A 17,849-nucleotide genomic window follows, 5' to 3' on the forward strand; every position below is an offset into this window, starting at 1 on the left:
GTACACCTAACTAAGTTATTCGTAAGCTATTCCCGACAAAAACGTCGGCGTTCAGTACGGCGTACGGGGTGGTAGGTATGCATGTCTTGGGCTGCGTAGTATCAATTAACTAGCCAAATATGGATATTATCAACCGCTTTTTTAGTTAGCACATTAAACCCCGTAACAGCACCTTTGGCATCCGGCGTTGGGCAGGGGAGTTGCAGGTTGAATTCCCGTTTTTGGGCTTGATGTTTATTGTCGTCCGGCACCGAAGTGGCTGTGAAGCGCATGACCACTTTTGCCTTTTCTGCGGAATCAAATTGTTGCTCAAAAACCTGTAGCTTGATGTTGACAGGTGTAGGCCATTGCTTTTCGCTGTTATTGAGCAATTGCTCAAAAAGTTCTGACGGCGGTGCTATCCAGCGATCCAGTGAATAAAACCGCACCTGGGTCGGTGCGGCATACAGCAAACGATAGCGGATATGGGTGTCAGTTAGCCATTTGGGCGCATCCACAGTGACGGGCGGTTGCTCGGGCAACGTGGTGGCTTCGGATGGCGTATTTGTATAAGGGTAACCTAAATCATGCACTGCTGACGGCTTGGTCAGCAGGCTGCAACTGCCGATAGACAAAATGAGCAGTAAAATAAATAATCCAGTCATTCGGGGCTTCATTTTGGCTCCTCGTAGCCGGGTTCGCCCGGGCCAGGCACTTGGCGTTCCGGCAGCAAGAGCGATTGCGGGTTGTTTTCAAAGGTTGTCGCAATACGTTTGACTTGCTCTGTCGTCGCTTGCAGTTCGGTCAGTAATTGATTCATTTTAGGGATAGTGGTTTGCACGAACTGGCTTCCGGCTACATTACCCGTATCGGCAACGGTACCGACTTTTTTGCTGAGATTTTTGGCTTCTTTACTCAGGGTTTTTAAATCGCTTGCCAATGCATCAATATTTTTAAGGGTTTTACTTGCGTCCTTTGTCAATACAGGAATGCCAACCAGCGCGTTATCGACGCTTTTTTGCAAGGATTCCAGTTTGCCGCTCAATGTCTTTAGGTTGGCGAGTATGCCGACAATATTCTTTTCGTTTTCTTCATTCAACAAGCTGCTCAAGCGGATCATGAGGTGGTCGGCTTTTTTGAGCAATTCATCCCCAGAATCCAGCAACCTGTCAGTAACGGACTGCACTAGTGGGATGCGATTGGCAAAGTCATCATCACCCGGCGGCAGTTTTTCGGTTATTTTTCCAGAATCCTTAAGCTCCAGTTGGGTCAGGCCGGTGACACCTTTTAATTGCAGAGTGGCATACACACCTTTGGTAAACACGATGTTTTTGTCCACTTCAATCTTGATAAGGATGATCCCGGCATTCTCAGGGTCAAAGCGAATATCCAGCACCTTGCCTACGGCAATCCCGCGATAAAATACGGTCGATTCAGGGTTGAGTCCCGATACGGAAGCCTGGGTTGAAATAATATAAACATCCCGTTCCCGCTCCAAATGCCCCAGCCAATATACGATGCCAGTGGTTGCGGCAAGCAGGATGGCCACGAACAGTCCAGACAGCAAGGCGCGATTGCTTCTACCCATGCGGTGTTCCCGATGAAGGCAGGGGTTGGGCTTGAGGTTGATATTGGAACACGCGTTGGGCGCGTTGGTTATGGAAAAACCGTTGCACAAACGGGTGCGGATTGGCCATTACATTGGCTAATGTACCAAAGGCCACCAACTGTTGGTCGGCCAGTACGGCAACTTGGGTGCATAAATCCCGCAATATATCCAAATCGTGCGTCACTAAGATCACCGTAAATTTAAGGTCTCGATGCAGTCCTGAAAGCAAATCCACAAAATCCTGGCTAGAAATAGGGTCCAGTCCTGATGTCGGCTCGTCCAACAATAACAAACGGGGTTCCAGGATCAAGGTACGGGCAAGCGCGACCCGCTTGGTCATGCCGCCGGACAAGTCTGCCGGTTTTAACCAGGCATCTCGTGCTGATAAGCCCACGTCTTCCAACTTCATGAACACCAAACGCTTAATGAATTCCTCGTCATCAACACCCAGCTCGCGCAAAGGGAAAGCAATATTTTCAAACACGTCCAGCACACTGAACAATGCCCCTTTCTGGAATAGTACACCACAATGGTTGCGTAGCCGTTTCCCGTGGCTACTGGAAATCGTTTTTAACGATTCGCCCATCACAACTATTTCACCTTGGCTGGGTATTTGCAAGCCAATAATCTCGCGCAACAACACGGTCTTGCCGCAACCCGATGCCCCGACCAGTCCCAGTATTTCGCCTTGCGGCAGGGTAAGATTAATGTCTTTATGGACAACCTTATCGGCAAAGCGAGTCCAGATGTGCTCCATGCGGACGGCATCGGGTTGGCTCATGGCATCCCCACGTCCATAAACAGGATGGCAAACAAGGCATCGACCATAATCACCACCGTAATTGCCGCCACCACGGAATTCGTCGTTTCATTGCCCAGGCTTTCAGTGTTTGGCTTGATACAGAAACCGAAATGACAAGCAATCAACGCAATCATCAGGCCGAATACGGCACTTTTGCCCAGCCCGATAAAGACATTCAGTAAGGGTACGGCATCCGGCAGTTTAATCAAAAACTGTTGATAACTAATGTCCAGGGTGTTTTGCGCTGAGAACATGCCACCGATTAACGCAGTAGCGCTCGTCCACACGCTTAACAATGGCATGACCACTGTCAGTGCCGCGACCTTGGGCAAAACCAGCCGCAAGGAATGGGAAATCCCCATCGCCGATAAGGCATCCAGTTCTTCGGTGACCCGCATGATACCGATTTGGGCCGTAATCGCCGAACCGGAACGGCCTGCGACCAGGATCGCCGCCAGTAACGGGCCCAATTCACGGATAATGCTCAAGCCCAGAATATCAATAATATAAATTTCCGCCCCAAACAATTTCAATTGCAGGGCGGAGAGATAACTTAACACAATACCGATCAAGAATCCCACCAACGCCGTAATACCCAACGCCCTGACACCGGACTCAAAAATAGTGATAGAAATCTCAGGCCAAGGAATATCGCCGGGATGCCGTAGCAGATGGCCTATATCCAACAATAATTGCCCCAGCATCGTGACAAAGTCCAGGAACTGCTTAAAAACGTTCGCCATCATTTGCGCCAGGTAATTGGCCGTTAGTGCGACAGAGAAGCCAGGTGAACTTGAGTCAGGCACTGTCTGTGACTGCCACTTGTTTATAAGGCGCAGATGTTCCGGTTTTATCTCCAACTCTGCAGGCAATGACTGTCCCCATGCTTGCCAAAGCCATAAGGCTGTCGCGTTATCGAGGACATTGACCGAATGTAGATCCCAATGTAAATGGCTATTGTTGGCGGCTTGCTTGATATTTTTTTGCAGGGAAGCGTCTATTGTCAAGTTGCTCAACGTCCAATCGCCGGACAGGCAGGCGCTGGATTTTCCACCCTTTTGTCCAATCAATTCCAATATTGCTTGTTTTTTTAAGTTGGTTCTATTGTCGTCCATGCGATAAAAGCACGTTTTAAGCGGAATATTTCAAGTTATCCTAGTCCCAATAACTTTCAGGCACAATAAAATTCGACCGTACGCAGCACTTTATCACGGGGAACAAGAGTGGATTTGTCAACATCGCTCTAGTTCCTTTGAATCAGTCGCGCATCTCTCCCATCAGTAAACCGTTTCTAAAATATCAATTTGAGGATGCCATGAGCAGGCCCTTCGAGAATGAAGGGTTTCCTTAAACACAATACCAGAGATAGACATCTCTCCCCATTCTTTAATGGACATTGGCGCCTGTCACTAAACTGAAACACACCGGTCATTGCCTTGTAACATCAGCAAAATAGAATCTTGTGCGGATGCAAGTGATCCCTCATAACGTACATCCGATAGCTTACCTCAATAAACATAAAATAATTATCCGGAGTTAAAAATGAAAATGAAAGTTCTCTCCTTGGCGATTTCTACTATTTTTGCGGCATCAAGCGCACATGCCCTCGATTTCGGTCAAGAGGTCGAAAATGAAGCGCGTCAAGAATCGTTGGAATTATTCGGTACACTGGGCACATTAGGCGCATCGTCTATAGCCTCAGTAGATGCAGTGACTGCAAACGCTGACCCACTCAGCATGATTACCGTAGCACCAGGACTTACCAAAACGGTTGTAAGTGCGGCGGTTAACTTGGCTCCTAATATTGACATGATGGTGCTGTATCCAAACGATAAAGCACCGACCCATATAATAGCCTGTAACGAACAAGGTGCGACCAGTGTCGGCGTCCAACGTATCAGCCTTTCTGATGGTTCTGTTGAAGACATTATCTCATCTGGTATGAGTGGCTGCGACCCTGCTGAAATCACGCCTTGGGGTACTGTGATTGTAGGTGAAGAAGCGGGTGTGAATGGCCGTATGTTCGAAATCCTTGATCCATTGACTACCACTGGTATTACAGTCAACGGTTCTGGCTCTACCACAACAACATCTGACGACACGAAAGTGCGCTTCTTATCGGCTCTGGGTCAATTGTCTTTTGAAGGTATCTCTGTGTTGCCAAACGGCGTAACCCTTTACCAAGATGAAAAACGTCCAGGTAATGGTGTCCCAGGCGGCGCTTATTTCAAGTTCATCCCATCTACTTTATGGGCTGGTGGCGCTCCAATTACCGACTTGAACAACTCGCCACTGGCTGCTGGCCGTGTTTTCGGCTTGCGTGTTGGGCATCGCAATGGCAATACAGATTTCGGTCAAGGCAACAATGTTGGTCGCGGTGCTTGGGTTGAAGTGACGGACGGCCAGTTTGGATCTGCCCTAACTACAACGCCGGCAGTATCGCGTTCTAATTTAGGGGCCGCAGCGATAACCCTTAAACTGTCGCACGGTTACCGCCCAGAAGACCAGGACATTGACAAAAAAGCGGCTGCGCTTGGCAATGTCCGTATTTGTGGCACCAATACGGGTGACGACGCAGACGGTAGCAGCAATAACTTTGGTGAAACTTTCTGTATAACTGACGGCACTATTGCTCAGTCTGCCGTTATTTCCACGGTTAACCAAGTTTCTGGTGGTGTCACCTACACTGTCAATTCTGGAGCAGGTACATCCATCCCAGAATATCAAACTTTGGTTGAACATTTCCTGGATTTCGGTATGCCTGATAACATCGCTTACCAACCAGGACGCGGCAATTGGGTCATCAATGAAGACGGTGATGGCGCTTCTTACACGCCAGCCCGTAACAACGACATTTGGGATTGTTTGGATGACGGAAAGGATAGCAATCAATTAGCGGATGCTTGTGTGAAGATCGCTACATTGAATGACCTGACCGCAGAATCTAGCGGTGGCGTGTTCAATGCGGCCGGTAATGAATACTACGTCAGCATCCAACACAACGTCACGGGTCACGGTGCGATCGTGAAGATCGGCGGTTGGAAGAAGAAACGGTAATTGAGCTTAAGGGCTATGCCTCTTGCCCGCATCCTTGAAGATGCGGGTTTTGATAGATAACGGTCAGCCTTTTTGATGCTTGTTTGAAGCACAAAGCCCAGCCTAAAAACTGGGCTTTTTAAAACCTATTAAAAAATTATCAGTCATTGGAAATGGTTAGTGCGATAAGGTGGTATCATTCCGTCCAATTTTTTGCCCTATGAATAGCCTTTTGCCAAAAGTGTTTGAGTGTTGCAATTTGTTCAGGCGCTAAGTTGGGCGTAAACTGCTTGCTCATTCGCCATGACAACTTGAGGTCTTCTATCTTCCAAAAGCCGACGGCGATGCCTGCTAAATAAGCGACACCCAGGGCTGTGGTTTCCAGGTTTTCAGGTCGAGTGATGCTGATATTGGAGATGTCCGCCTGAAATTGCACCATCAGGTTGTTGTTGGCCGCGCCGCCGTCTATCCGTAATTGGGTGATGGCTTTACCGCTGTCCAAGGCCATGGTTTGTAGCAGTTCATCGGCTTGGAAGGCGATACTTTCCAATGCGGCCCTAGCCAGATGTGCGGAGGTCGTGCCACGGGTAATGCCGAAAATAGTGCCACGCGCCTGAGAATCCCAATGGGGTGCGCCTAGTCCGGTCAGTGCAGGGACAAAGTAAACGCCGCCGTTATCGCTGACACTGTTTGCCAAGGCTTCTGAAGCCGAGGCTTGTTGAATAATTTGCAAGCCATCGCGCAGCCATTGTATCACCGCACCGCCTATAAACACACTGCCTTCCAGGGCGTAGGTAAGGTCATCGCCGATTTGCCAAGCAATGGTGGATAGCAAACGGTGGGTTGATGCGACCTTCTTGCTTCCCGTGTTCATCATTAAAAATGACCCCGTACCATAAGTGCATTTCGCCATACCCGGTTGATGGCATAACTGGCCAAATAAGGCGGCTTGTTGGTCGCCGACTATTGATGTAATCGGTATGCCTATACTAATTTCGGGGTTTTGGGTAATTCCGTAGATTTCACTGGATGATTTGACTGTGGGAAGCAACGAAGTAGGAATATCCCATAACGCTAGTAATTCCTCATCCCAACAAAGCTCGTTGATGTTGTACAGCAGGGTGCGGGATGCATTAGAGACATCGGTAATGTGCAATTCGCCCTGAGTAAGCTTCCAAACCAGCCAAGAGTCGACAGTGCCGAATGCCAATTCACCTCGTTCCGCCTTGGCTCTTGCGCCTTCAACATGATCCAGCAACCATTTGACCTTGGTGGCGGAAAAATAAGGGTCAAGCAACAGTCCGGTCTTGGCTTGGATTAGGGGTTCATAACCTGCTTCTTTAAGTCGCATGCATTCTTCCGCTGTCCGCCTGTCTTGCCAGACGATAGCGTTATGAATGGGCTTGCCCGTTAAGCGATCCCAAATTACAGTCGTTTCCCGTTGGTTAGTAATGCCGCAACCCGCTATATCAGAGGTTTGAAGATTTTTTTCTTTCATTACCTTGTTAATGACGGCAGCTTGGGATTGCCAGATTTCCTCGGCATTATGTTCTACCCAGCCGGGCTGCGGATAAATTTGCTTGAATTCCTGCTGTCCGATAGTAACGGGTTGCGCCGCTTTATCGTAAAGAATGCACCGGGAACTGCTGGTTCCTTGGTCTATGGCTAGGATGTATTTCATGGCAGCAATTGGACTGAGTTTTTGAAATAAAGGTCATTTTTACGCATAGTACAATTTGTATTGCGGTGATTCAAATAACACCACAAGCATCCTTTTGGATGATATCCGATAAGCTTCTGACTTAAGGGGCGGCTTTTTCATATATAATCAACCAGAATTATTTTTGACAACAATTTGGACAGGCGGTGCTTTTAATGTTGATAATCACTGCCCACTTTGATTGGCCCCTTGGGCGCTTAAACTCATGTTAGCAGCCAATCCGTTAGGGATGACATCAAATTTATAGTACGACTTTGGAACATGAATATCGAACTAACTCGTGTCTATGGCTGAACGACAGCAGGATAGTTGGCTGAAAAACTTGCGCTATATCGCCATGACCACCTTGTTATTTTACATGGCGGGGCGGTTATCGTTTCCTCTCACTTGGAGCCAAAATTATGCCGGCGCGGTTTGGCCGCCAGCAGGCATAGAGTTAGGGGCTGTACTGTTATGGGGCTACGCAATGCTGCCGGGCATTTATCTTGCCGAGCTATTGCTGCACTATGAGGCATTTTTCGTGGCGGATACAGCACTCAAGCAAGTTGTTTTCTTTCTTGCACCGCTGAGTAGCGTCCTACGTGTCTGGCTAGCCACTGTGCTGGTTAGGCGATATGCAGGATTCCCTAATACACTGATTTCAATAAGGGCTATCCTACTTTTCTTTTTATGCGCCTGTCCTGTCGCCACTTTTCTGCCCGCCTTACTGAGCGTAATCGCCTTACGTGCAAATGGCATTATTCTCGAATCCAATTTCTTGTTCACCTTTTTGACTTGGTGGGTTGGGGATTGTTCTGGGATAGCTATTTTTACGCCCTTATTTTTTATTGTTTTTAACAAATCGCACCGGATATGGCGTCAGCGCTTGTTCAGCTTGGGCTTGCCGCTAATGGTCATTTTTTCGATTGTCGCCATGGGTTATTTATATGCCCAAAATAAGGAGTTTGGTCGATTGCAAAATCTGGTCAGCAATCAAACGGGTGCTGTAAAAGATGCCTTGCTCGATGAATATTCTATCCATGTGTCGGTATTGGGCCGAATCAAGGATGTGGTTGCCCTTAATCCTTTTAACGAAACCTACTTTCGTTTTAGCGCACAAACCGCCCTAACTCAGCATCCCGATTTGGTGGGTATTGAGTGGTTGAGCGCGCAAAAAATAAATCAAGGATATCGTTTCAATAGGCAAATTTTTGAAACCAGACAGTTTGGAAGGCCAGTCAATTTTTATTCGATCCCCAAATTGCTCAGTACATTGAACATCGCGCAGGGTAGCATAGCTTTATTGGGTAAACAGCATTATTTAATCGCTGTGCCAAATTATGAAATGGGACTCAATACCTGCCAATGTATGACGGGTGTCGTGGTTGGAGTCTTTGATATAAAAGCCTTTTTATATGATGCAATGCACAGGGGAAATTATAGGCAGATCGTTGTCAAATTGATGGATGATGTCAGCAACCCTCAAGTTGAATCTGTTTTCGGGATGAATGATGATGAAGACATGGCGGATCGTTTTGGCCTCGCTAAATGGGAGACTATTAAATTAGGCAATAAGGACTGGTATCTACAGGTGATGCCCAAGCCTATATTCTTGTCCGAAAATTATTCTTGGTCGCCTTGGCAATTGCTGATTGGTGGAATGTTCCTGACCGGAGTTATGAGCATCGGTTTGCTGGCGCTGACGGGGCATACTGAATTTGTTGCCGACCAAGTGGATAAGCGTACCCAGGAACTTAAACGCAGCAATATTAAATTAGCGGCGCGGGAGCAGCAATTCAGGAAATTGGTGCAAACTCAGTCCGCCATCGTTTGGCGGGCAGACCCCGTTACGTTCCGGTTTGTGTTTGTCAGTGCCGAAGCGGCGAGCATATTGGGGTATCCGGTCAAACAGTGGCTGGACGAGCCCGATTTCTGGCAGAAGCATCTTCATGAAGATGATAAGGAAAATGTCCTGAATCTGTGTGCCCGTGGCAGTATCAGTACGCACAACCAAAATTTCGACCAAGAATACCGGATGATTGCAGAAGACGGGCATATCGTCTGGCTACGCGATATTTCGACCCTGGTTGTTGAATCAGGAGTCATTACGGAATTGTACGGCTTTATGATTGATATAACCCGGCAAAAGCATTCGGAAGAGCAGTTACGTTTGGCGGCCAATACCTTTGAGAGCCAGCAAGGCATTATGATCACAGATAAAGAGGCCAAGATTTTACGGGTAAATAAGGCGTTTACCCAGATTACCGGTTTTTCTGCTGTGCAAGTGATTGGCGATAATCCTAGGATCCTGAAATCAGGACGGCATGACCAGGCGTTTTTTGAAGATTACTGGAGGCAACTGCTTACAAACGACAAGTTTGAAGGCGAAATCTGGAACCGTAGGAAAAACGGCGAAGTTTATCCCGAATGGCAAACGGTAACGGCAGTCAGGAATAACCAAGGGGAAGTCAGCCATTATGTGTCGGTGTTTTCCGATATCACCGAAAAGAAGGATGCCGAAAATAAGATACACAATATGGCTTTTTATGATCCGTTGACCAACTTGCCCAACCGGCGGTTATTATTGGATCGGTTTGACCACGAAATAGCTATTGCAAAGCGCTATAAACAATTTGGTTCGGTGTTATATCTTGATTTGGACCACTTTAAAATATTGAATGACTCTCAAGGCCACTTGGTGGGCGATGAGCTGTTGATCCAAGTGGCAGCGCGTTTATCGGAAGTCCTTAGGGAAGAAGATACGCCGGCCCGTTTGGGCGGTGATGAATTTGTGGTTTTGTTGCATGCCAATTCAGAATCCTTGTCGGCGGCGGCCGACCATGCCATGACAGTCGCTGAAAAGATTCGTGAACAGATCAACGCGCCTTTCGTATTGGGTCAATATCAGCATCAAATAGGCACCAGTATCGGCATTGCGCTATTTCCGGGAGACCAAGAAAGTCCGGATGGTGTCTTGCAGCAAGCGGATACCGCCATGTACCGCTCCAAATCGAGCGGACGTAATGCCATCAATTTTTTCCAGCCAAGCATGCAAGAAGCTGCCGATTTGCGCTTGAGTCTGGAACAGGATTTGAGGGGAGCTATTGATAAAGGGCGGTTTATCCTTTGTTATCATCCCCAAATGGACATAAAAGGCGAAATAGTCGGTGCCGAAGCCTTGATACGGTGGGAAGACAGCCTTAAAGGCAGGTTGTCGCCAGCCGACTTCATCCCTGTCGCCGAGGAAAGCAACCTGATACTGACCATAGGTAAATGGGTGCTGATGGAAGCCTGTAACCAGATTAAGATGTGGCAAGATGACGGGCTGGCGGTTTTGCCTTATGTGTCGATCAATGTCAGTTCCCGGCAATTCAGGCAACAGGACTTTGTCGATCAAGTTAAATACGCGTTGGAAAGCACGGGCATTGCACCTTCTCGCCTAGGCATTGAGTTGACTGAAAGCGTCATGATTGTCGATACCAATGATACGGTCGACAAGATGAAAGCCTTGAAAGCACTGGGCGTGTCAATTGCGGTGGATGATTTCGGTACAGGCTATTCTTCCTTGGTTTACCTAAAACAACTGCCGTTGGATGTATTGAAAATCGACAGGGGATTTGTCAGGGACATCCTGAGCGACTCCAGCGATGCAGTTATCGTGGAAACTATCATCAGTATGGCAAAGCACCTTAATATTAAGGTCATTGCAGAAGGCGTGGAAACGCTTGAACAATTGGTCTTTTTAAAAGAAAAGGGTTGCACTATTTTCCAAGGCTATTATTTCGACGAGCCATTGACCGCCGCCAATTTCGCGGAAACTTACCTGAAGCAGGAGTTGTAGGTACAAGACCCGGGCACAAGGGACAAAACAGCACGATTCACGTTCATCCAAAACCTGGGTCTAATCCGATTTAAGGCAGCCGGATAAAGCGTAGCGTATCGTCAAAAGCGTCATGAAAGTAGGAAATTGGATAAAGCGGTTTTCAAAATAAAGCGTAACTAATACGCAAGCCATCACAAACCATGGTTGGATAACGCCTGAATTAACGATAGTTTGCATGCGTTGTCGGCTATCTTGGTCAATCTTGTGCCGTTGTCCGATAAAAAATAAATCGGCAAACGCGACTATCAAAGCAAAATAAACGGGAAAGAAAAAGAAGATGGGCGAATCCGTTACGAACAACGGTTTCCAGTACGCAAACCAGACAAATAAGGCACTGCATGCAAAAAGGTCATAACCGGTTTTTTCAGGCAAGCGCTTAAAAAAAATGCCGATAATTATGGCAATCGCTATCGCCAAACCGACATAAATGAAGATAGGCGAGACCAAAATAGCCTGCAGTGGGCTTCCGGTTTGTACAATGATCGCCAGTAGCAGGCAGAGGGCAACAAAAAATGGCATGTTTACTCGTCCAATAAAAGGAAATACTTTACAAGCGGGTCATCACGCTTTAAGGGTATTAGTGTGCCGTGCTGACACTCATCAAGGCCGACGATAATTCTTGGCTAAATTCGCCCAACATTTTGCTAAGTGTCTTGACTGTTCCTGGGTATGACGAATCGGCCATCGGACGGTTGATAACGGAATGTCCGCTTTTCAGCACCGCGTGGGTGGCTTCGTTTTTTACAGTCCAGTTGGCTTCCAGGTTGGCGGATTCGCCGGGGGTGGTATCGAAGCGGACGATATCTACGATGACTTGCAGGTCTACTGTACCATGTATGCTCCAAGGATAAGCCCTGACGATATTGTTGGGTTGTAATGTCGATAAATTTCGGGTCAAGGCTTGGAGCAGGGTATCCTGCAAGGGTGATGCCCATTGCTGGAATTCCGCGATTTGTACCGTGTTGTCGGATGACCGTGTAACAATTTGTTGATGTTCCAGTAACGTTGGAATGGAAATCGGGCCGATGCCGATTAGCCGTTGTTTATCGGTAGGGATAGGTGATGGTGCGGCTTGGCTCAAGGTTTCCAGGACATAAAACTGGACGGAAGGCGTGCCGACGCAGCCAGATAATAAAATAACTAATAGGGTTGTCGCGGTATATAGCTTAGTCATCTTTATCTCACTTTTTACCGCGAATCAAGGATTCCGGATGTTGTTCCAGATAATCGGCCAATTGTTTCATCGAACGGGCGGCTTGCGTAAATTCCTGGAGCATTTTGTGGAGTTCATAATAGCCTGTCGAGCCCGGTTCTAGGTTACCCAGTACCAGTTGGGCCGATTTGATCGTGCCGCTGGCATTGCCCAGCGTGTCTTTTGCGGTAGCCAGTGTGCCATTCGCGGCCTTAAGCATGCCCGTTGCCGCTTTTGACGTATCTTGCAGCGAGGCTAAGGTTTTGTTCATTTCCTCGGACAGCTTATCCAATGGCAGCTTGGCAAGCTTATCCATAATGGTTTGTGCTGAATGGGTGAATTCCTCAACAGAACTGGCCGTGGTCGGGAATTCAGGGTAATCGTTATGGTGCTTGTCATTGGTTTCAAGCTTGCTTTCAGGATGAAAATCGAGGTCGATCAATAATTGTCCAGTGACGAGGCTGCCCATTTGTAATTGTGCGCGTAAGCCTTTGTTTATCAGCTGTGTCATCACATCTTTGTCGCTGACTTTAGGCTCTTCATTAATCGACGTAATCCGGTCAGGCTCCAATTCCACAATGACGGGCACACTAATTTCCGCCGTTTTTTTGTTAAGCTCAAGGTTGATGTCGGTGACCCTGCCAATAGGTATGCCACGAAGTTGGACGGGCGCGCCCTCAGTCAATCCACGCACCGACCCTTTAAAGTGCATTACGTATTTCAATGTGTTGCTGTAAGCCATTTGGGTGGATTCGTCATACGTGTCATATAGCTTGAACAAACTTTGTTCAGGTTTGACATCGGCAATCGAATCTTTGCCGGATGCCCGAAAGGCTATGCCGCCGCTGAGTAAAGAAACCAACGGCCCCGTCCTGACTTTGAAACCGTCGGCGCTGGCCGATAAATCCACGCCGCTATCTATCCAAAAGCGGGTATTTTTTCTGATGAACTGGTCGTAAGGCGCATTGATGAAAATGCTCAAATGGATGGCATTGGCTTCATCGGACAGTTTATGGCTAAGCACTTCACCGACTGGAATACCATGAAAATTAATCGGCGTTCCGGGTCGCATGGAACCCAGATTATTGGTTTCCAAGATAAATTGTTTTCCGTCTACTTGGCTTTTCATGACGGGCTGGACTGTCAGCCCAGTAAAATGGAGCTGTTGTTTACCGTTACCGGGTTTCAGTTCGATGTACGCCCCCGACAGCAAGGTACCCAATCCAGAAATACCGCCCAATCCTACCTGCGGCTTTACGACCCAAAAGCTAGTGCCTTCTTTAAGATAACCGGTCGCATTACTGTTCATCTGGGCACTTACGCGGATAGTTTTTAGGTCATCATTAATGGATATGTCGGTGACTTTGCCCACGTCCACATCCAAATAGCGAATTTTAGTTTTGTCCACTTCCAAGGCTTCAGCCGTAGGGAAGTCGACGGTGATAATCTCGCCTTTTTCTGATGCGGACTTGTAGATCAGCCAAGCGCTGACCAATAAGGCAATAAGTGGCAAAAACCAAACCAACGGCAGGTCTGGCTTTTTACTGAGGGTAATATCGGCGGCGGCAATATCTTCTTCGGGTAAATTATTCATAACTGAGTTGATGATCCCATATTAGGCGCGGATCGAAGCTTTTGGCCGCAAGCATGGTCAGTACGACGACACCAGCAAAAGCGGTTGCGGCAGGGCCTGCGATGACTTGCGCGACACCACGCAAATCGACTAAAGCAACCAGGATGGAAATCATGAAAATATCCAGCATGGACCAGCGCCCGACAAAGGCAATGACACGGTAAAGGCGGGTAAACAAGCGCGCGTTGACTTGCCATCGGTAATGGACGCAAAGCAGCAGCAAGCTTAATCCCAGCAATTTCATCAAGGGGACCAGGATGCTGGCAATCAACACCAGCAGGGCAATCGGAACCATATCGCTTTGGATGAGCGCCACAATCCCGCCCACAATGGTATGGGTTTCAGCAACACCAAGCTGGGTCACGGACATGATCGGGAATATATTGGCGGGGATATACAAGCATAACGCGCTGATTATTAAGGCGAGGGTATATTGGACACTGTTGGGTTTACGTGCCGAAACGTGATGCCCACAAACAGGGCACAAGCATTTTGGATCTGATTTTAATAAACTGCCACAATCGTGGCAACGGATAAATCCCTGCATAAAAGCGGTTTTTAGCGGTTTCTTAAGCATTATTTTTTGGTCAATTGGGCAATACGTTGCCAGAAAAAATAGCAGTCCAGTTCGTTTGACAGCATTGCATTGACAATCAAAAGGCCAATAAAGGCAAACAGCCCTAATCCAAATCGGAGTTCTGCCATCCCCGCCAGTTTAACGCAAGCCACGATAATCCCCAAGGCGTAGACTTCCAGCATGGCCCATTCGTTCAGGTGTTCATACCAATGCATCCAGCGGGCGAGCTGGTTGTTGGCCTTATGCATAAATAGATGGAAACCGATCAAAAAAGCCAATCCGAGATTAACCAAAGGGAGCAGGACACTGGATAACAAAACCAATACCGCAACGGCCCACATATCCTCCTTGAACAAAGCCGACACCCCTGTCCACAGGTTACCGTCCTGGCTGTTCCCGAAAATCTTGATACCGACCATGGGCAACAAATTGGCGGGCACAATTAAAATAAGCCCGGTGAGAGACAAGGCCAAAGTCCTTTCTATGCTCCGTTTGCGCGGACGTTGCAACAAATAACCGCAACGCGGGCAATAGGCTTTGTCACCTGGTTCAGGCACGACGGGGTTAAGCAATAAATCACATTCAGGGCAGGCGACATAGGCTAAAGGCGCAAGGCTCAAGGCTAAAGACATACGGTTTTCGCCTTGAGCCTTGTGCCTTGTGCCTGTATTTTTTTCACCATTGCGATTCGCCAGTCTCTGGATCGTACATCTCATGGACGATTTTATGGCGGTTGGCAATCAACTCCTCAATGCTGGGCGAGTTGTTCATGGCGCGTGATATCGCCAGTTTCATCGCTTCGTAATTGGTGCGGTACAAATCTTTCCTGTCCAGGTCAGGATTTGTTGCACATTCCGGCGCAATCCACAGCATGGCGATAATACACAAGTCATTGGCCTGGTCTTTAGGGATCACGCCAGCGATAACGCTATCCAGTACGGCATCAGCCACGGCAGACTGAACCGGTCCACCGAATAAATTGACATAAGCTGTCGATTTGATGGTGACCTTTGGCACCATCAGGGTTGCAGGGCGAACCTGTTGATTGCAGGCGCGGATGGCGAACATGCGGGTATGCCCTTCCGTTTGTCCCATCAAGTTGGCAAAGGCATTTCCGGCTGGGCCTTTTACGCTGCCAATTAGGATTTCTGGCATGGCATCCGTCCCTTGCCCATCACTGGAAAACACGGTGGCTTCCCCTGTCCTGAACCAAATCGAGTCTGTCATAAAATCTCCTAAAATCAAATTAAGAACGGCATTCTATGATGGATGAAGTGGCAGGGGCAACAGGCGATGCGCCATTAACAAAATGAGGGCCGGTTTTTCATGGTGGCGGGCTGACGGCATGAAGATGGGCTTATGTTAAACTGTCAGCCGTTCATTTCGCATTCATCTTTATCGGTGTAGCCTTGCTTTTATAGTTGTACCCTAACGTATGGGCTCAAAATCTATGTTGTAATGGGATGTTTAAAGTAGGGCAACGAACCGTTTCCTGTCAAAGTTCCGCGACGGGATGGTAAGGCGTTACAATAGCCGTATTGAGTAGGTTTATAGAAGTTTTAAGTGGAACAACAAACCGATAGTGAAATGCATGTGCAAGCACTTTTTTTGTTATGGATTTTATGGGAGAGAGATTTGTGAATAAGCGTTTTCTGATACTGCTTGCCACCCTGATTGCGGGGTTTGCACAAACCAGCCCAGCCGAACCTTATAGCCTACCGATCCAATTAGATTACACCTTGATAAAAAAAGCGGTCGTCAGCCAGCTTTTTAAGGGTGAAGGCGGTGTTGCCGAGGTTTGGAAAGATAAGCATAAATGCAGTTTTCTCAATCTTTACAACCCTAGGATTTCAGGCGTGGGTGGGCAAATCAAGTTATTGAATGATGTGCAAGTTCAGTTTGGCACGTCTTTTGGAGGCCAATGCATTCCCATTTTGGTGCAGGAAGGTGTATTGGAAACTTTCCAACAACCCACGATAAGTGCTGACCAATCCGTACTCAGCCTACCCGTCACTAAAGCAAATATCTACGATAAACAGGGGCGACAACTGACTATCGATAAGCTGCAAGACCTGATAAAAAAAGTCGCCGAGCCTAAATTGGCAGCAGTCAAAGTGGATTTGAATGAGTCGCGTGCCGATATGGAACGCACGTTGACAGATTATTTGCCTAAAGAAAATGCAGGTGAAGTCAAAAAAACGTTGGAAACCTTAAAGTTTAGCGGTGCAGAAGCCAATGAGGATGGCATCAAGGTGAAGCTGGCATTTGACGCCCCCGTAAAAAAACTGGACTCTAAACCAGAAGTACCTTTTACCGAGGCCGAACAAAAGCAATGGCAAGCGACTTGGCAAGAATGGGATGCGTTTTTGAGCAAAGCTATCGATCAAGCCGCCAGTGAAACAAAATCAAAAGAACTGAAAAATACCTTGACGGAAATTTTAGTGGAGTCACGCAGCGCATTCCAGGCCGGATTGAAGGCACAAAGCCCCGAAAGCAGCGACCCCGTTCGGGTATTTTTTACCCATACCTGGCAAAAACTGTCTCCCCAGATGCGTAGCTTGGCAAAGGAACTGCCGGAAATTGAAGCCTTGCGCTATATGACGTTTATAGCCGCTACCGATGTGATTTATGAGCTAGAAAACCTGGGCGCACCCTTCGGCTTGGAAATTTCGTCGGACGGCTTACGCAAGTTGGTAAGAATGTTGATGGCGGGGAAGCAGCAGGCTGACGCTAAGCGGCCGTAATTGTCCCGCTTATCCATACCATGTCGTAATGAGGTTAAGCCATGAAGCATACGAATTACATTTATTGTACGTTTATTGCCTTGTCCTTATCGGCCAATGCCGAAGTCTTTAAATGCAAGGACGCAGCCGGCAAAATTATTTATCAATCCGATCCTTGTCCATCGGGTGAAATCACGCAAGGTGTTATCGAAGTAAAACAAATGACACCCGAGGAAACCGAACAAGCCAAAGCAAAGTTAAAGGCTTGGCAGGAACAACAGGCGATTGAGGATGAAGCCAAGCATGAAGCGGAAAAAGAGCGGCAAATAGAATTGGAGAGGCAACAGGGTCTTGAGTTGCAACGGCGGAGTGTTATCGCACAGGAACAACAAGCGATTGCAGCACAACAACGCCCATACACAGGGGTAGGCGGGGTTTTCATCCCTTCTTACGGCTTGAATGGCCGAAATTGGGGCAACCAGCCGTATTCGCCGATTGGCGTTTGGAATCCAATCGTGCTGCCCCAACAACCCAACAATACCTGGAATCAGAACATGATGCCATCCCAACCCTTTGGGCATCCCTCCTACCAGCCGCCTACATTTAGTCCGCACCCTGCGGCGCCTGGAATAATTAAGCATCAGCAATAAATACCCGATAAAATCAAGGCAGGTTTAACCTTATTCACTATCCTTATTATTTTTACCCATGAATAC

Annotated in this window: 15 protein-coding genes; 4 read left to right on the forward strand and 11 right to left on the reverse strand. The window is 47.7% G+C overall.

From position 1 onward, the window contains the following. Positions 1-101 precede the first annotated feature (101 nt). Genes MGMO_RS00650 through MGMO_RS00665 form a run of 4 tightly spaced genes read right to left on the reverse strand, consistent with a single transcriptional unit; the run spans position 102 to position 3,505 of the window. A complete protein-coding gene (locus tag MGMO_RS00650; RefSeq protein ID WP_023493070.1) occupies positions 102-656 on the reverse strand; it encodes an ABC-type transport auxiliary lipoprotein family protein in 555 nt (184 codons plus the stop codon). Continuing rightward, positions 653-1,567: an MlaD family protein gene (locus tag MGMO_RS00655; RefSeq protein ID WP_023493071.1), complete on the reverse strand. Its 915-nt coding sequence runs from the start codon at positions 1,565-1,567 to the stop codon at positions 653-655. The genes MGMO_RS00650 and MGMO_RS00655 overlap by 4 nt, the downstream gene beginning before the upstream one ends. After that, a complete protein-coding gene (locus MGMO_RS00660; protein WP_023493072.1) occupies positions 1,560-2,369 on the reverse strand; it encodes an ABC transporter ATP-binding protein in 810 nt (269 codons plus the stop codon). Before MGMO_RS00660 ends, MGMO_RS00655 begins: the two co-directional genes overlap by 8 nt. Continuing rightward, positions 2,366-3,505: an MlaE family ABC transporter permease gene (locus MGMO_RS00665; protein WP_023493073.1), complete on the reverse strand. Its 1,140-nt coding sequence runs from the start codon at positions 3,503-3,505 to the stop codon at positions 2,366-2,368. The genes MGMO_RS00660 and MGMO_RS00665 overlap by 4 nt, the downstream gene beginning before the upstream one ends. A 427-nt stretch (positions 3,506-3,932) precedes the next feature. On the opposite strand from MGMO_RS00665, the gene MGMO_RS00670 reads away from it, so the two are divergent. Beyond that, positions 3,933-5,447, forward strand: a complete 1,515-nt coding sequence (locus MGMO_RS00670) for an alkaline phosphatase PhoX (protein WP_023493074.1) — start codon at positions 3,933-3,935, stop codon at positions 5,445-5,447. A gap of 175 nt (positions 5,448-5,622) precedes the next feature. On the opposite strand, the gene glpK is transcribed toward MGMO_RS00670, so the two are convergent. Continuing rightward, entirely contained in the window at positions 5,623-7,107 is a 1,485-nt protein-coding gene (gene glpK / locus MGMO_RS00675) for a glycerol kinase GlpK (protein WP_023493075.1), read from the reverse strand. Positions 7,108-7,432: 325 nt separating this feature from the next. Here glpK and MGMO_RS00680 point away from each other — a divergent pair, with 325 nt between their 5' ends. After that, positions 7,433-10,966 carry a bifunctional diguanylate cyclase/phosphodiesterase gene (locus MGMO_RS00680; protein ID WP_023493076.1) on the forward strand — a complete coding sequence of 1,178 codons (3,534 nt, stop codon included), beginning with the start codon at positions 7,433-7,435 and terminating at the stop codon, positions 10,964-10,966. A 60-nt stretch (positions 10,967-11,026) separates the two neighbouring features. Here MGMO_RS00680 and MGMO_RS00685 read toward each other — a convergent pair whose 3' ends face one another. From MGMO_RS00685 to fae, 6 genes are read right to left on the reverse strand one after another with little or no spacing between them, the layout of a single operon-like run. Further along, on the reverse strand, positions 11,027-11,527 hold the full coding sequence (locus MGMO_RS00685; protein ID WP_023493077.1) for a hypothetical protein: 501 nt from the start codon (positions 11,525-11,527) through the stop codon (positions 11,027-11,029). Between the two features lie 58 nt (positions 11,528-11,585). Further along, positions 11,586-12,182: a PqiC family protein gene (locus MGMO_RS00690; protein WP_023493078.1), complete on the reverse strand. Its 597-nt coding sequence runs from the start codon at positions 12,180-12,182 to the stop codon at positions 11,586-11,588. A 7-nt stretch (positions 12,183-12,189) separates the two neighbouring features. Continuing rightward, positions 12,190-13,794, reverse strand: coding sequence for a PqiB family protein (locus MGMO_RS00695; RefSeq protein WP_023493079.1), 1,605 nt, complete (start codon positions 13,792-13,794; stop codon positions 12,190-12,192). After that, on the reverse strand, positions 13,787-14,410 hold the full coding sequence (locus MGMO_RS00700; RefSeq protein WP_023493080.1) for a paraquat-inducible protein A: 624 nt from the start codon (positions 14,408-14,410) through the stop codon (positions 13,787-13,789). The genes MGMO_RS00695 and MGMO_RS00700 overlap by 8 nt, the downstream gene beginning before the upstream one ends. Further along, positions 14,410-15,042 carry a paraquat-inducible protein A gene (locus MGMO_RS00705; RefSeq protein ID WP_023493081.1) on the reverse strand — a complete coding sequence of 211 codons (633 nt, stop codon included), beginning with the start codon at positions 15,040-15,042 and terminating at the stop codon, positions 14,410-14,412. The genes MGMO_RS00700 and MGMO_RS00705 overlap by 1 nt, the downstream gene beginning before the upstream one ends. A gap of 43 nt (positions 15,043-15,085) precedes the next feature. Next, the gene (fae, locus tag MGMO_RS00710; RefSeq protein ID WP_023493082.1) at positions 15,086-15,637 is read right to left on the reverse strand and encodes a formaldehyde-activating enzyme; all 552 of its coding nucleotides are present in this window, start codon (positions 15,635-15,637) and stop codon (positions 15,086-15,088) included. A gap of 410 nt (positions 15,638-16,047) precedes the next feature. On the opposite strand from fae, the gene MGMO_RS00715 reads away from it, so the two are divergent. Both MGMO_RS00715 and MGMO_RS00720 read left to right on the forward strand, forming a co-directional pair. Beyond that, entirely contained in the window at positions 16,048-17,154 is a 1,107-nt protein-coding gene (locus MGMO_RS00715; RefSeq protein ID WP_023493083.1) for a hypothetical protein, read from the forward strand. Between the two features lie 41 nt (positions 17,155-17,195). Further along, positions 17,196-17,783 (forward strand): DUF4124 domain-containing protein, encoded by a 588-nt coding sequence (locus MGMO_RS00720; protein WP_023493084.1) that lies wholly within the window; start codon positions 17,196-17,198, stop codon positions 17,781-17,783. Positions 17,784-17,849: the final 66 nt, after the last annotated feature.

The sequence above is a fragment of the Methyloglobulus morosus KoM1 genome (assembly GCF_000496735.2).
In the GTDB taxonomy this organism is placed as follows: domain Bacteria; phylum Pseudomonadota; class Gammaproteobacteria; order Methylococcales; family Methylomonadaceae; genus Methyloglobulus; species Methyloglobulus morosus.

Bases quoted from the DNA above. Each gene is read 5' to 3' on its own strand.
- MGMO_RS00650 (WP_023493070.1), bottom strand. From the start codon at position 656: ATGAAGCCCCGAATGACTGGATTATTTATTTTACTGCTCATTTTGTCT.
- MGMO_RS00655 (WP_023493071.1), bottom strand. From the start codon at position 1,567: ATGGGTAGAAGCAATCGCGCCTTGCTGTCTGGACTGTTCGTGGCCATC.
- MGMO_RS00660 (WP_023493072.1), bottom strand. From the start codon at position 2,369: ATGAGCCAACCCGATGCCGTCCGCATGGAGCACATCTGGACTCGCTTT.
- MGMO_RS00665 (WP_023493073.1), bottom strand. From the start codon at position 3,505: ATGGACGACAATAGAACCAACTTAAAAAAACAAGCAATATTGGAATTG.
- MGMO_RS00670 (WP_023493074.1), top strand. From the start codon at position 3,933: ATGAAAATGAAAGTTCTCTCCTTGGCGATTTCTACTATTTTTGCGGCA.
- glpK (WP_023493075.1), bottom strand. From the start codon at position 7,107: ATGAAATACATCCTAGCCATAGACCAAGGAACCAGCAGTTCCCGGTGC.
- MGMO_RS00680 (WP_023493076.1), top strand. From the start codon at position 7,433: ATGGCTGAACGACAGCAGGATAGTTGGCTGAAAAACTTGCGCTATATC.
- MGMO_RS00685 (WP_023493077.1), bottom strand. From the start codon at position 11,527: ATGCCATTTTTTGTTGCCCTCTGCCTGCTACTGGCGATCATTGTACAA.
- MGMO_RS00690 (WP_023493078.1), bottom strand. From the start codon at position 12,182: ATGACTAAGCTATATACCGCGACAACCCTATTAGTTATTTTATTATCT.
- MGMO_RS00695 (WP_023493079.1), bottom strand. From the start codon at position 13,794: ATGAATAATTTACCCGAAGAAGATATTGCCGCCGCCGATATTACCCTC.
- MGMO_RS00700 (WP_023493080.1), bottom strand. From the start codon at position 14,410: ATGCTTAAGAAACCGCTAAAAACCGCTTTTATGCAGGGATTTATCCGT.
- MGMO_RS00705 (WP_023493081.1), bottom strand. From the start codon at position 15,042: ATGTCTTTAGCCTTGAGCCTTGCGCCTTTAGCCTATGTCGCCTGCCCT.
- fae (WP_023493082.1), bottom strand. From the start codon at position 15,637: ATGACAGACTCGATTTGGTTCAGGACAGGGGAAGCCACCGTGTTTTCC.
- MGMO_RS00720 (WP_023493084.1), top strand. From the start codon at position 17,196: ATGAAGCATACGAATTACATTTATTGTACGTTTATTGCCTTGTCCTTA.